At 65.0% G+C, this 13,214-nt stretch carries 12 protein-coding genes and 1 tRNA gene; 9 read left to right on the top strand and 4 right to left on the bottom strand.

Going from position 1 to position 13,214, the window contains the following annotated elements; genetic code table 11:
• Positions 1 to 65 precede the first annotated feature (65 nt).
• From DPM35_RS16370 to DPM35_RS16360, 3 genes are all read left to right on the top strand, one after another.
• Positions 66 to 1,646 carry a 5-guanidino-2-oxopentanoate decarboxylase gene (locus DPM35_RS16370; RefSeq protein ID WP_112128286.1) on the top strand — a complete coding sequence of 527 codons (1,581 nt, stop codon included), beginning with the start codon at positions 66 to 68 and terminating at the stop codon, positions 1,644 to 1,646.
• 5 nt (positions 1,647 to 1,651) lie between these two features.
• Positions 1,652 to 2,605 (top strand): capsular polysaccharide synthesis protein, encoded by a 954-nt coding sequence (locus DPM35_RS16365; RefSeq protein ID WP_112128285.1) that lies wholly within the window; start codon positions 1,652 to 1,654, stop codon positions 2,603 to 2,605.
• Between the two features lie 153 nt (positions 2,606 to 2,758).
• Positions 2,759 to 3,466: an SDR family NAD(P)-dependent oxidoreductase gene (locus tag DPM35_RS16360; protein WP_112128284.1), complete on the top strand. Its 708-nt coding sequence runs from the start codon at positions 2,759 to 2,761 to the stop codon at positions 3,464 to 3,466.
• A 135-nt stretch (positions 3,467 to 3,601) separates the two neighbouring features.
• Here the strand turns inward: DPM35_RS16360 and rpsA are convergent, their stop codons facing one another.
• From rpsA to aroA, 3 genes are all read right to left on the bottom strand, one after another.
• The gene (gene rpsA / locus DPM35_RS16355) at positions 3,602 to 5,299 is read right to left on the bottom strand and encodes a 30S ribosomal protein S1 (RefSeq protein ID WP_040988866.1); all 1,698 of its coding nucleotides are present in this window, start codon (positions 5,297 to 5,299) and stop codon (positions 3,602 to 3,604) included.
• A gap of 196 nt (positions 5,300 to 5,495) precedes the next feature.
• Positions 5,496 to 6,146: a (d)CMP kinase gene (cmk, locus tag DPM35_RS16350; RefSeq protein ID WP_112128283.1), complete on the bottom strand. Its 651-nt coding sequence runs from the start codon at positions 6,144 to 6,146 to the stop codon at positions 5,496 to 5,498.
• Positions 6,147 to 6,246: 100 nt separating this feature from the next.
• Positions 6,247 to 7,605: a 3-phosphoshikimate 1-carboxyvinyltransferase gene (gene aroA / locus DPM35_RS16345; RefSeq protein WP_112128512.1), complete on the bottom strand. Its 1,359-nt coding sequence runs from the start codon at positions 7,603 to 7,605 to the stop codon at positions 6,247 to 6,249.
• A 194-nt stretch (positions 7,606 to 7,799) separates the two neighbouring features.
• Between aroA and DPM35_RS16340 the strand changes: the two genes are divergently transcribed.
• The 3 genes from DPM35_RS16340 to DPM35_RS16330 all read left to right on the top strand — a co-directional run bounded on the left by DPM35_RS16340 (position 7,800) and on the right by DPM35_RS16330 (position 8,946).
• The gene (locus DPM35_RS16340) at positions 7,800 to 8,195 is read left to right on the top strand and encodes a TIGR02300 family protein (RefSeq protein ID WP_112128282.1); all 396 of its coding nucleotides are present in this window, start codon (positions 7,800 to 7,802) and stop codon (positions 8,193 to 8,195) included.
• Positions 8,196 to 8,360: 165 nt separating this feature from the next.
• Positions 8,361 to 8,436: transfer RNA gene (locus tag DPM35_RS16335), tRNA-Ala, on the top strand.
• Positions 8,437 to 8,589: 153 nt separating this feature from the next.
• Entirely contained in the window at positions 8,590 to 8,946 is a 357-nt protein-coding gene (locus tag DPM35_RS16330; protein ID WP_245431556.1) for a hypothetical protein, read from the top strand.
• A gap of 13 nt (positions 8,947 to 8,959) precedes the next feature.
• On the opposite strand, the gene DPM35_RS16325 is transcribed toward DPM35_RS16330, so the two are convergent.
• Complete coding sequence (locus DPM35_RS16325; protein ID WP_112128281.1) at positions 8,960 to 10,072, bottom strand: lactonase family protein; 1,113 nt, start codon at positions 10,070 to 10,072, stop codon at positions 8,960 to 8,962.
• 262 nt (positions 10,073 to 10,334) lie between these two features.
• On the opposite strand from DPM35_RS16325, the gene DPM35_RS16320 reads away from it, so the two are divergent.
• The 3 genes from DPM35_RS16320 to DPM35_RS16310 are packed head-to-tail and all read left to right on the top strand — an operon-like array spanning position 10,335 to position 13,192.
• A complete protein-coding gene (locus DPM35_RS16320; RefSeq protein ID WP_112128280.1) occupies positions 10,335 to 10,886 on the top strand; it encodes a MaoC family dehydratase in 552 nt (183 codons plus the stop codon).
• A gap of 3 nt (positions 10,887 to 10,889) precedes the next feature.
• Entirely contained in the window at positions 10,890 to 12,050 is a 1,161-nt protein-coding gene (locus tag DPM35_RS16315; RefSeq protein ID WP_112128279.1) for a CaiB/BaiF CoA transferase family protein, read from the top strand.
• 14 nt (positions 12,051 to 12,064) lie between these two features.
• Positions 12,065 to 13,192, top strand: coding sequence for an ABC transporter substrate-binding protein (locus DPM35_RS16310; RefSeq protein ID WP_112128278.1), 1,128 nt, complete (start codon positions 12,065 to 12,067; stop codon positions 13,190 to 13,192).
• Positions 13,193 to 13,214 lie beyond the last annotated feature (22 nt).

The raw sequence follows: 13,214 nt of genomic DNA, 5'->3' as shown, positions 1-13,214 counted from the left end.
AAACAAGAGATAGAGCGGGTCGCTGTTTCCGTGGAACAGTGACACGCTGTAACGGGAGGAAATTGATGACCACCATCGGCGAAGCGTTGATCACGCTGCTCGAGGCGCACGGCGTCGACACCGTCTTCGGCATCCCGGGCGTGCACACGGTCGAGCTCTATCGCGGCCTGGCGCGTTCGAGGATCCGTCATGTCACGCCGCGCCACGAGCAGGGCGCCGGCTTCATGGCCGACGGCTATGCGCGCGCCGGCGGCCGGCCGGGCGTCGCCTTCGTCATCACCGGACCGGGGCTGACCAACACCATCACCGCCATGGGCCAGGCGCGCGCCGATTCGGTGCCGATGCTGGTCATCTCCGGCGTCAACGCCACCGACACGCTGGGCAAGGGTCTGGGCTTCCTGCATGAACTGCCCGACCAGCGCGGCATGATGGAGAAGGTGGCGCTGTCTTCCGAGCGCGTCACGGAGGCCGCGCAACTGCCGGGCGCGCTCGCCCGCGCCTTCGCGCTGTTCTCGTCGGCCCGGCCGGGGCCGGTGCATATCGAGATCCCCACCGACGTCATGGTCAAGCCCGCCGACGGCGTCGCGGCAGCGCTGAGCAATGCCGCGCCGCCCGCGCCGGCCCCTGCGGCGATTGCCGATGCGGCGAAGCTCATCAAGGCTGCACGCCGGCCGCTGATCCTCGCCGGCGGCGGCGCCAGGAAGGCCGACGCAGCGTTGCGGCGTCTGGCCGAAACGCTCGGCGCTCCGGTCGTCGAGACTGCCAATGCGCGCGGCCTTTTGCATGGCCATCCGCTTTGCGTGCCGGCCAGCCCCAGCTTGAAGGCGGTGCGCGCGCTGATGGCGGAGGCCGACCTGGTGATCGCCGCCGGCACCGAGTTCGGCCCGACCGATTATGACGGTTATGGCGATGGCGGCTTCGTGCTGCCGAAGAACCTGATCCGCATCGACATCGGCGCCGACCAGATCGCGCGCCGTCCGGTGACGGTCGGCATCCAGGCCGATTGCGCCGAGGGGATCGAGGCCTTGCTCGCGGCAATCGGCCCCGGTCATCCTGCGGTGAAGGACGGCGAAATCCGCGCGGCGGTGGGGCGAGAGGCGGCTCTGGCCGAGTTGAAGCCGGAATATCTGGCGCAGGTGCGCGCGGTGGAAATGATCCGCGACGCGCTGCCGGGCGCCATCATTGTTGGCGATTCGACCCAGCCGATCTATGCCGCCAACCTCTATTACGACCACGATCGCCCCGGCGCCTGGTTCAACGCGGCGACTGGCTTCGGCGCGCTGGGCTACGGCCCGCCGGCGGCGATCGGCGCAGCACTTGCCGTTCCGCAAGCGCCTGTGGTGTGCCTCACCGGCGACGGCGGCTTCCAGTTCACCTTGCCGGAGATCGGCGCCGCGCTCGATGCCGAGACGCCGGTGATCTTCGTCGTCTGGAACAATCGCGGTTATCGCGAGATCGAGACTTCGATGCTCGATGTCGGTGTCGAGCCTGTTGGCGTCTCGCCGGCGCCGCCGGATTTCTGCAAGCTCGCCGAGGCCTATGGCATCGCGGCCGAGCGGTTGACCGGGACCGCTGATCTGGCCGGGGCGCTGAAGCGCGCGCGGGCGGCTGGCAAGCCGCGTCTTATCGAGGTTTCGGTGGATTGACCGTCATGGCACCATCGGGGGACAATGGCCCGGATAGCGCCTTTTTCACCGAACCGCCATTCGACGATCCGCTGAGGCGCCGTCACCTGGCGCCCTTGCGCTGGGCGGCGTCTTCGCCTGCCTTGCCGTGGCTGTTGCGCAAGCGCGCCGCCAAAGTCCACATCACCTTGGCCCGACGCCGGGACCGTCGCGCCCGAAAAGCTGCCGTCGATCATTCGCAATGGTGCTCGGCCAGCGCGCCGACGGGCGGTCTGGGGCCGATCTGGCAATATTGGGCGCAAGGCGTCGACAACGCGCCACCCCTGGTGACGGCATGCCTTCGTTCGGTGCAGCGGTACAAGGGCGACCGCGATCTCATCGTCCTCGATGACACCACCGTGCCAAACTATGTCGATCTGCCGGGCCATATCTGGGACAAGCGCCGGCGTCAGCTGATGAAAAACCAGCACTTCTCCAATTTCATCCGGCTCAGCCTGCTGTTGCAGCATGGCGGCACCTGGCTCGATGCCACCATTCTGCTCAGGCAACCGGTTCCACGCCAGATCGAGAGCGAGGATTTCTACATCCTGCGCGAAACCAACCGCGCGCCGCGGCTTGTGGAGACGTGGTTCATGCATGCGCGCAAGGGACATCCGCTGGTCGAGACGGTGCTTCATGGCCTTGCCGACTACTGGCTCAAATACGATCGGCTTCTCGAGTATTTCATGTTTCCGCATCACATCGAGGCTTCTCTGTTGCTGCACCGGAAGCTGAGGCAGGATTTCCTGAACATGCCGCAGGTCGGCGCCGACAGGCCGCATGAGTTGCAATGGCAGCTCTTGAAGCCTTTCGACGAAGTGAAGCATCGCGCTATGTATGACGGCTTCTGGCTGCACAAGCTCAACTACAAGGTACGGCGTCCGCAGACGAACGAACGTCTGCTTTGGGACGCCATACTGGATGGCTGGCCGCTGGTCTGACGAAAACTGTCCGGAGCGCAGGACACATGCAAAGACGCTGCGCCAGCCATGTCGATATTTCAATTGAGTGACAACGCGAAAGGCGCGACGTTCGAGCCTGGGGCGGCATAACCCAAGATATAATCATAAAAAAATGACAGGAGCGGTCAAAGTATGACGGAAACGCTTAACGGCAGGCATGTCGTGATCACGGGCGGCACTGGAGCGCTCGGCGGCGCGGTTGTCGGCAGATTGCTGGAGCAAGGCGCGATCTGCCACGTGCCCAATGCCCACGCGGCGGCCCCGCCGCATTTTCCTTACGCAGCCCACGCCAGCGTGCATCTGGCGCACAATGTCGACCTTTCGGATTCGGCCAAGGTCGAAGCCTTCTACCATCAGGTCCCCGCGCTCTGGGCCTCGATCCACCTTGCCGGCGGTTTCACCATGGCGCCGATCGAGAAGATCGAGTCGGCTTCCTTCGCCGAAATGATGGACACCAACGCCCGCACGGCCTTCCTGTGCAGCCGCGCTGCGGTGCGCTCGATGCTTGCATCCAATACGGCCGGCCGCATCGTCAACGTCACCGCGCGCGCCGGTCTCGATCCGAGGCGCGGCTCCGGCATGGTAGCCTATACCGCGAGCAAGGCGGCGGTCGCGGCAATGACGGTGGCGATGGCCGAGGAGCTGAAGCACAAGGGCATACTGGTCAACGCGGTGGCGCCCTCGACGCTCGACACGCCCGCCAACCGCGCCGACATGCCCGACGCCGATTTCAGCAAATGGGTCAGCCTCGAGGCCGCAGCCGAGGCGATCGCCTATCTCGCCTCGCCCGCCAACCAGGCCATGAGCGGCACGCTGGTTCCGCTCTACGGCAGGGCCTGAACTCCATCTCTTTGTTTTGCGCAATTCCGGGCGGAAAACCGCCGACATTTTTCCTGGAATTGCTCTGATATCCCGACAAAAGAAAAACCCCGCCGGATCGCTCCGGCGGGGTTGTCGTTTGCTGTGGAAGCGAGCTTAGTTGCCCTGCTTCTTCAGTGCCGCGCCCAGGATGTCGCCAAGCGAGGCGCCGGAGTCGGTCGAGCCGTACTGGGCGACCGCTTCCTTTTCCTCGGCGATTTCCAGCGCCTTGATCGAGACCTGCAGCTTGCGGGTCTTCTTGTCGAAGGCGATGACGCGGGCGTCGACCTTCTGGCCGACGGTGAAGCGCTCGGGGCGCTGCTCATCGCGGTCGCGCGAAAGGTCGGAGCGCTTGATGAAGGTCTCGATGCCGCTGTCGACCAGCCGCACGTCCAGACCGCCATCCTTCACGCCGATGACCTCGCAGGTGACGACGGCGTTCTTGCGCAGCTCGCCGCTGTTGGCCGCTTCGCCGACCGTGTCACGGGCCAGCTGCTTGATGCCGAGCGAGATGCGCTCCTTCTCGATGTCGACGTCGAGCACCTGCGCCTTGACCATGTCGCCGCGATTGTACTCTTCGATGACCTGCTCGCCCGGACGGGTCCAGTCGAGGTCGGACAGGTGGACCATGCCGTCCACGTCGCCTTCCAGGCCGATGAACAGGCCGAACTCGGTCTTGTTCTTGACCTCGCCCTCGACCTGGCTGCCGACCGGATGGTTGCGCGCGAAGGCTTCCCACGGGTTCTCCAGCGTCTGCTTGAGACCGAGCGAGATGCGGCGCTTGGCCGGATCGACCTCGAGCACGACCACGTCGACTTCCTGGGTCGTCGACAGGATCTTGCCGGGGTGCACGTTCTTCTTCGTCCACGACATTTCCGAAACGTGGATGAGCCCCTCGATGCCTGGCTCCAGCTCGACGAACGCGCCGTAGTCGGTGATGTTGGTGACGGTGCCCTTGATCTTCTTGCCGATCGGGAACTTGGTGCCGATATCAGACCACGGATCCGACTCGAGCTGCTTCATGCCGAGCGAGATGCGGTGGGTTTCCTGGTTGATGCGGATGATCTGCACCTTGACCGTCTGGCCGATGTTGAGGATCTCGGTCGGATGGTTGACGCGGCGCCATGCCATGTCGGTGACATGCAGCAGGCCGTCGATGCCGCCGAGGTCGACGAACGCACCGTAGTCGGTGATGTTCTTGACCACGCCCTCGACCACCTGGCCTTCCTCGAGGTTCTGCACGATTTCCGAACGCTGTTCGGCGCGGCTCTCCTCGAGCACGGTGCGGCGCGACACCACGATGTTGCCGCGGCGGCGATCCATCTTGAGGATCTCGAAGGGCTGCGGGTTGTGCATCAGCGGGGTGACGTCGCGGATCGGGCGGATATCGACCTGGCTGCGCGGCAGGAACGCCACGGCGCCGTCGAGGTCGACGGTGAAGCCGCCCTTGACCTGGTTGAAGATGACGCCTTCGACGCGCTCACCCTTGGTGAACTTCTCTTCGAGACGCACCCAGCTCTCCTCGCGGCGAGCCTTCTCGCGCGACAGCATGGCTTCGCCAAGCGCGTTCTCGATGCGCTCGACATAGACCTCGACGGTGTCGCCGACCTTGAGTGAGGAGTCCTTGCCCTTGGCGCCGAATTCCTTCAGCGGCACGCGGCCTTCGACCTTGAGGCCGACATCGATGATGGCCATGTCCTTTTCGATCGCGGTGATCGTGCCCCGGACAACCTGGCCCTCGCCGGAATGGCCGGCGGTGAATGATTCTTCGAGCATGCTCGCGAAATCGTCGCGAGACGGGTTAGCTACTGACATTGTTTCTCCTGGAATGCCCCGCGTTTCGAACGGGGCGGGCGCCGTGGGTTAGCGTTGCGTGAGCCTGCCGGCGTTCCGGGCTGAAGAGCCCTTGGCCGCTTTTCGAGCGGCAAGTCCGGCGCATGAAGAATGCTGGCAGGCTGGTTCGTGCCCGATATGGGTATTTTAGCCGCCGACGGCAACCGAAAACCCTAAGTCAGGCCTTGTTTCTCTTGGCGAAGACCTCGTCAACGATCGCCATCGCCGCCAGAAACGCGGCCTCTATAGCCATTTCGCTGGTATCTAGCAAGTGCGCGTCCGCCGCCGGCTTCAGCGGCGAGGAGGCTCTGCCCATGTCGCGCTCGTCGCGGCGCTCGATATCGGCGAGGATTGTGGCGAAGTCGGCGCTGCCGCCCATGCTCTCGATCTCGGCCAGCCGGCGCCGGGCACGCACCTCGGCGCTCGCCGTGACATAGAGCTTGATGTCGGCGTCAGGGCACACGACCGTGCCGATGTCGCGGCCGTCGAGCACCGCGCCCGGCGGCGCCTTGGCGAAGGCCCGCTGCTTCTCGACCAGGATGCGCCGCACCGTGGGGATGACCGCGACCTTCGATGCCGCTTCGCCCACCGCATGCGCCGACAGCACGGTCCGGTCGAGGTTGGAGAGGTCCACCTGCCGCGCCGCGGTTTCGGCCGCAGAGACATTGTCGAGCGGCAGGCCGAGCTCGAGCAGCTTGTGCGCGACCGCGCGATAGGTCAGGCCGGTGTCGAGAAGGTTCAGCCGGTAGTGGTCGGCTAGCCGCCGGGCCAGCGTGCCCTTGCCCGCGCCCGCAGGGCCGTCGATGGCGATGGTGAAGGTGTGGGTCATGGATGGAGCGTCGCGGTTGGAGGGGGCGACAAATACAATAAGCGCCGCGATCCTTCGCGCTGTCCCGCCAGCATCTCAGTTCGGCTCCAACCCATCGCCGTCACTCGATCTCCGCGCCCAGCCCCTTCATCAGTCCCATGAACTCCGGAAAGCTCGTCGCGATCATGTTGGCGTCGTCGATGGTCACCGGCTTCTCCGTCGCCAGCCCCATCACCAGGAAGCTCATGGCGATGCGGTGGTCGAGATGCGTCTTCACCACCGTATCCTGGCCGTTAGGATGAGCGCCCAGCCCCTTGCCCCCCGGTCTGCCGCGCACCGCAAGCGATGCCTCGCCCTCGGTGCAGTCGACGCCGTTGAGCTTGAGCCCGTTGGCTACAGCCGACAGCCGGTCGGATTCCTTGACGCGCAATTCCTCCAGGCCCTGCATCAGCGTCTCGCCCTCGGCGAAGCTCGCGGCAACGGCCAGAACCGGGTACTCGTCGATCATCGACGGCGCGCGCTCCGGTGGCACCACGACGCCCTTGAGGTCGGAGGAACGCACCCGCAGGTCCGCCACGTCCTCGCCGCCGGCATTGCGCGGGTTGAGGATGTCGATCCTGCCGCCCATTTCCTGCAGCGTCAAAAGCAGGCCGGTGCGGGTCGGGTTCATCAGCACGTTTTCGATCACGATATCCGAACCCGGCACGATCAGCGCCGCGACCAGCGGGAAGCCGGCGGAAGAGGGGTCGCCGGGCACGGCGATCGTCTGTCCGGTGAGCTTGCCCTGGCCCTCGATGAAGATGTGGCGCACGCCGCGCTCGTCGGTCTCGACCGTCAGATTGGCGCCGAAGCCCTTCAGCATCTTTTCGGTGTGGTCGCGCGTCATCACCGGCTCGATCACCGTGGTGATGCCGGGCGTGTTCAAGCCGGCAAGCAGCACCGCCGACTTCACCTGGGCCGACGCCATCGGCACGCGATAGGTGATCGGCGCAGCGTGCTTTGGGCCGCGCAGCGTGATCGGCATGCGGTCGCCCGGTGCCGCCTTCAGCACCTGCACGCCCATCTGGCGCAGCGGGTCGAGCACGCGGCCCATCGGCCGGCCGGATAGCGAGGCGTCGCCCATGAAGGTGGTTTCCATGTCATAGGTGCCGACGAGACCCATGGTTAGCCGCGAGCCGGTGCCGGCATTGCCGAAATCGAGCGGTTCTTCCGGCTGCAGCAATGCGCCGTTGCCGGTGCCGCGGATCACCCATTCGGCGCCGTTCTTTTCGATATGCGCGCCCATCGCCTTCATGGCCGCGCCCGTGCGCATCACGTCCTCGCCTTCCAGCAGGCCGGTGATGCGCGTCTCGCCGGAGGCAAGGCCGCCGAACATGAAGGAACGGTGCGAGATCGACTTGTCGCCCGGCACGCGCGCGGTGCCGGCAAGGGCAGGGGATTTGCGGGCCGTGGCTGGTTTAGCGGCGGCGGAATGAGACATTTTGTCGTCCAAATGAAATGCCGGCTGGCCGGCCCGGTTCGTCGTGATGCGGCGGTCTCGTACCACGGTACGCGGCAATGGTCATCCCCTTGGCGCAAGCCTTTGAAAAGCGGGTTTCGGGCACATGTCTTTTGGCTTTGACAGCACGGAAAACTGCGGTTAAGGGGACCATTCTTTTTTTGACGAGGCCTGACGTGGCAAAAGCTGAACTTGGCACCAAGCGTATCGACCCCGAAACCGGTCGGAAATTCTACGATCTGAACAAGGACCCGATCGTCTCGCCCTATACCGGCAAGAGCTATCCGCGCTCCTATTTCGACGAAGGCAAGATTTCCGCCCTCGAGGAAGATGAGGAAGTCGCCGACAAGGAACTGGACGGCGACGAGGAAGAAGGCGCCGAAGTCGTGTCGCTCGAGGAAGCCGATGACGAGGCCAAGGGCGGCGGCGACGATCTTCCCGATCTCGGCGATGACGAGGACGATGTCGATCTCGGCGATGATGACGACGACACCTTCCTTGCCGACGAAGAGGAAGAGGACGACGACGTCTCCGACATGATCGGCGTCGGCGACGACGAGGACGAGGTCTGATTCTGATCGTTTGCCGGCGATTTTCGCCTGTGACGAAAAAGCGGTCTTTGAAGGCTTGATCTTGACCGAAGGCGGCGCTAGAAGCCGCCAGCACTAAACGACGGCGCGGTTCCCGACTGCGCCGGATCTCTTCGCCGGAAACGGCGCCGGCTGACTGCCGGGAGTGGGGCCATAGCTCAGTTGGGAGAGCGCTTGAATGGCATTCAAGAGGTCGTCGGTTCGATTCCGATTGGCTCCACCAAACAGTCTCTTGGCAATCATTGGCTTTGCGGTATTCGCACTGGTTGCCTGCCAGTCGACTCCGGACACACAGCCTGTTGCTGGTTCGCAACCTGTTGCCGACCCGCAATCCGCTCCGGCCGCCGCTCCCGCTCCGGCCTTGCCGAATTCGGCCGTGCTCGATCAGACGGTCGCGGTCGTTCCGCCCGCCAAGGGCGTTCCGGCGAGATACGCCGCCTTCTCCGGCATATGGGCGGGTCAGCTCAACGGCATGTATGACGGCAAGCTCGCGGTGCTGACCGTGTCTTCGGGCGGCCAGGTGACGGTCAGCTACGCATGGGGCGATCTGGCTGACAACAAGCCGGGCGTCGCCGACGGTTCCGGCAGGATTTCCGGCAATACGTTGAAGCTCGGGCGCCTGCCGAACGGCGCCGACATTACCGCCACGATGCCGTCGCCGGGGACACTCAACGTCACCTACGCGCTTGCCGGCCAGACCTATACGGGCTCGTTCCTGCGCGTCAGCCAGTAAGCAAGCCTGGTAGCTAGGATCGAAGCGGGTCGCGCGTGATCCGCACGCACATCGGCGTTCCGATCTCGATGGCATGCCCGGTGTCGGTCAGCCGGCCGCTAGCCTCGTCGCGGGCGAAGATCGAGATGCGGTCGGCATTCTGGTTGGCCGAAAACAGATGCTTGCCCGACGGCGTCAGCGCCAGGTTGCGCGGCGTCGCGCCGCCGCAAGGCGTGAAGTCGATCGTTTGGAGCTTTCCCGATTGCTGATCGACAGCGAAGATCGCGACGCTGTCGTGGCCGCGGTTGGAGCCATAGAGGAAGCGGCCGTCGGGCGAGATCTGGATGTCGGCGCAGTGATTGTGCGCGCGCGCCTGCGCCGGCACCGCCGGCCTGGTGTCGATGAGTTCAAGCCTGCCGCAAGCAGGATCAAGTGCCAGCGACACGACCGTCGAGTCCAACTCGTTCATGACGAACACGAAACGGCCGTTCGGATGCAGCGCGACGTGACGCGGCCCGGCGCCGGGCGCGAGCGCCGAGGAGGCGAGTTTCACCAGCGCGCCGTCGGGCTCGATCCGGTAGGAGACCAATTGGTCGATGCCGAGATCGGCGACGATGGCGAGGCCGCCCTGGATGGTCTCGGTGACGCTGTGCGCATGCGACCGCTCCTGCCGCTCGGCATTGGGGCCGGTGCCGGAATGCGCGACGCTCGCCAGCGGCGCGGTCAGGCCGCCATTGGCCGCAAAGCCGAACACGGAGACCGCCTTGTCGGGGCCACCGCTGCCCATGCCGTAATTGGCGACCAGAAGCTTGCTGCCGTCGCGGGTGATCGTGTTGTGCGCGGTGATGCTGCCGAGCGAGGGCTGCTTGTTGATATAGGCGAGTGAATTGGTGGCGCGTTCGAAGCGATAGGCCGTGACCGTTCCTTCACGCCAGGCGAAGACTTCCGAATTGGCATAGATGCGCGTCCCGTCCGGCGTCACCGACAGGAAGGTCGGATTGTCGACCTCGTCGGTCTCGGCAAGCTTCTGCGCGGCAAGCGTCGCCTCGTCGAAGGCATGGACGCCGAGGCCGACGCCGCGCGCGCCCTGGAAATAGGGCGCCTCGCGGTTGAGGCTGCCGACAAACACAAGACAGGCGCTTTGCATCGATCTTCCTCCTGAGCAGGTTCCGCAAAAGTGTCCCACGGTTTTGCGAAGAGAACCTGCGAAAAACAACAATACCGGCGGCTCCTCCGCCTGTGCCGGCTTTGCAAAAATTTCGCCGATCGTCGCTTGCAAGGCAATCCCATATGTGAAAATATTATTCACAAAAGAAAATTGACGGGAGGAAAGCGATCATGCGTCTCGCCATCCGGGATCGTGCCCGGAACCGTTTTGCAGGGCCCGCCGGAAGCTCCCGGAGAGGACCATGAGCGCGTTCGCGCCGACCGTCGGCGTTGCCTCGACGCATCCGGCCGACATGCCTGAGGCGCATGCCGACATCCCCGTCTGGAATTCGGAAAACTGGTTCTACGAGGACTGGCAGCCCGGCCACAAAATCCGCTCGCTCCGCCGCACCATCGCCGAGGGCGAAAGCCATATGTTCAATGCGCTGGTGCTGGATATCCACCCTTACGTCCAGGACCAGATGTTCGCCGAGCGGGAAGGCATTTTCGGCAAGCGGCTGGTGGCCGGCGCCTTCGTGTTCTCGGCCGGGCTCGGACTCGTCGCCACCAACTGCGTCAACGCCTTTTCCTATGGTTACGACAAGCTCCGCTTCATCAAGCCGGTCTTCATTGGCGACACCATCTACTCGATCCGCACCAACCTCGACAAAAAGCCCCGCTATCAGGACATGGGCCTGATCCGCGCCAGTTATGAAGTCTTCAAGGGTGAAGGAGAGCTGGTGCTCTACTGCGAGCACCTGCAGACGGTGAAATACAAGAACCCGGCCGATTTCGTCGGCAAGACAGAGAAGTGAGCCGTGGCTGCTGACACTGAACTTCCGTTGACCGGCCTCGTCGTCATCGACATGAGCCAGTTCCTGTCGGGACCCTATTGCTCGCTGCGTTTGCTCGACCTCGGCGCGCGGGTCATCAAGATCGAGCGGCCGGATGGCGGCGATCTCTCGCGCCGGCTCTATCTCAGCGACACCGAGATCGGCGGCGATTCCACCATTTTCCATGCCATCAACCGCGGCAAGGAGAGCCTCGCCGTCGACCTCAAGGACGAGGCCGACCTCGCCGCGCTGCGCGGCCTGATCGCCAAGGCCGACGTGCTGATCCAGAACTTCCGGCCGGGCGTCATCGAACGGCTCGGCCTCGACTATGAGCATGTGAGGACGATCAACCCGCGGCTCGTCTACGCCTCGATCAGCGGCTATGGCGAGGACGGCCCCTGGGTGAAGCGCCCGGGGCAGGATCTGCTCGCCCAGGCGCGCTCCGGCGCCATGTGGCTGAACGGCGACGAGGGGCAGGGGCCGGTGCCGTTCGGCCTGGCGATCGCCGACATGCTGGCGGGCGCGGCCTGCGCGCAAGGCATCCTCGCCAAGCTGGTGCGGCGCGGCATCACCGGCGAGGGTGGCCATGTCGAGACCAGCCTGCTCGAGGCACTGGTCGATTTCCAGTTCGAGGTGCTGACCACGCATCTCAATGACGGCCGCCGCCTGCCGAAGCGCTCGTCCTTCCGCAGCGCCCATGCCTATCTCTCGGCGCCTTACGGCGTCTATCCGGCCAAGGACGGCTATCTGGCGATCGCCATGACGCCGATCCCGAAGATTGCCGATCTGCTCGAATTGGCAGAGCTCGACCCGTTCCGCGACAAGCCCGCGACCTGGTTCACAGCCCGCGACGAGATCAAGGCGATCATCGCCAGGCGCATCGCCGAGAAGACCGTCGACGAGTGGCTGGCCATTCTCGAGCCCGCCGACATCTGGTGCGCCAAGGTGCTGACCTGGCCTGAGCTGATGGAAAACGACGGCTTCAAGGCGCTCGACATGCTGCAGACCGTGACGCGCGAGGACAATGTCTCGATCCTCACCACGCGTTCGCCGCTGCGCGTCGACGGCGTCCGCGCCAAGGTGGACCGTGCCGCTCCGCGCATCGGCGAGCACAGCGAAAAGATCCGCGCGGAGTTCGGCCTGTGATCCGGTTGAAAGGCATGACCTGGAGCCATCCGCGCGGTTACGATCCGATGGTGGCGTGCTCCGCGCTGTGGCAGGAAAAGACCGGCGTTTCGATCGAATGGGAAAAGCGCTCGCTGCAGGATTTCGAATCCTTCCCGGTGGAAGAGCTCGCCCGCGCCTATGACCTGATCGTCATCGACCACCCGCATGTCGGCCAGATCACCGCCGAGAAATGCCTGGCGCCGCTCGATGTGCCCGGGCGCGAGGCGGAACGAGCAGCGCTCGCCAAAGGAAGCGTCGGCAAATCCTACCCAAGCTACACCTGGCAGGGCCGGCAATGGGCTTTCCCGATCGACGCCGCCACCCAGGTGCAGGCCTGGCAGCCCGATCTCATCGAGGCAGCGCCCACGATCTGGACCGAAGTGCTGGCGCTTGCCGAGCAGGGTCGCGTGCTCCTGCCGCTCAGGCCGCCGCATTCGCTGATGTGCTTCTACACGCTTGCCGCCGAGCTCGGCCGGCCCTGCGCGGTCGACGGTTCGGCCGATCTTGTCGATGGCGAGACCGGCGAAACCGCCTTCGAGATGCTGCGCGAGATCGCGGCGCTTGTCGATCCGCAATGCCTGACGATGGATCCGATCGCGGTGTTCGAGAAAATGGCCGAACTCGGCTCGCCTATCGCCTGCGCGCCGCTGATCTACGGCTATGTTCCCTATGCGGTGGCGGGTTTCCGGCCGCATCGCCTCGCCTTTGGCGACATGCCGGTCGTTGGCGGCAACGGCCCGGTCGGCTCGGCGCTCGGCGGCACCGGCATTGCCGTCTCGGCCTTCTCCGCCGAGCGCGAGGCGGCGATCGACTTCGCCTACTGGATCGCCAGCGGTGACGTGCAGCGCGGCCCTTACGCCGCCGGCGGCGGCCAGCCCGGCCATGCCGCGGCCTGGGAGGACGACGCCGTCAACGCCGCGGCCGGTAATTTCTATCGCGACACGAGGGCGACGCTCGAAGGCGCCTGGGTCCGCCCCCGCCATGATGGCTACATGGCGTTCCAGCAGCATGCGTCCGACCGCATCAACGAAGGCCTTGCCGGCAGGCAGGACGCCCGCCGCGTCGTCGCCGACATCAATTGCCTGTTCCGGGAGAGTTTCGCGCCGGCTGCCGCCGGCTAGTTCACTGCAACCAAAGGGAGGA

Source organism: Mesorhizobium atlanticum (assembly GCF_003289965.1).
GTDB classification, from domain to species: Bacteria; Pseudomonadota; Alphaproteobacteria; order Rhizobiales; family Rhizobiaceae; genus Mesorhizobium; species Mesorhizobium atlanticum.
This window is presented reverse-complemented; position numbering and strand designations above follow the sequence as displayed.

What these genes read in the sequence shown, in the direction of transcription:
- DPM35_RS16370 (WP_112128286.1), top strand. Translation starts at nt 66, where the DNA reads ATGACCACCATCGGCGAAGCGTTGATCACGCTGCTCGAGGCGCACGGC.
- DPM35_RS16365 (WP_112128285.1), top strand. Translation starts at nt 1,652, where the DNA reads ATGGCACCATCGGGGGACAATGGCCCGGATAGCGCCTTTTTCACCGAA.
- DPM35_RS16360 (WP_112128284.1), top strand. Translation starts at nt 2,759, where the DNA reads ATGACGGAAACGCTTAACGGCAGGCATGTCGTGATCACGGGCGGCACT.
- rpsA (WP_040988866.1), bottom strand. Translation starts at nt 5,299, where the DNA reads ATGTCAGTAGCTAACCCGTCTCGCGACGATTTCGCGAGCATGCTCGAA.
- cmk (WP_112128283.1), bottom strand. Translation starts at nt 6,146, where the DNA reads ATGACCCACACCTTCACCATCGCCATCGACGGCCCTGCGGGCGCGGGC.
- aroA (WP_112128512.1), bottom strand. Translation starts at nt 7,605, where the DNA reads ATGTCTCATTCCGCCGCCGCTAAACCAGCCACGGCCCGCAAATCCCCT.
- DPM35_RS16325 (WP_112128281.1), bottom strand. Translation starts at nt 10,072, where the DNA reads ATGCAAAGCGCCTGTCTTGTGTTTGTCGGCAGCCTCAACCGCGAGGCG.
- DPM35_RS16320 (WP_112128280.1), top strand. Translation starts at nt 10,335, where the DNA reads ATGAGCGCGTTCGCGCCGACCGTCGGCGTTGCCTCGACGCATCCGGCC.
- DPM35_RS16310 (WP_112128278.1), top strand. Translation starts at nt 12,065, where the DNA reads ATGACCTGGAGCCATCCGCGCGGTTACGATCCGATGGTGGCGTGCTCC.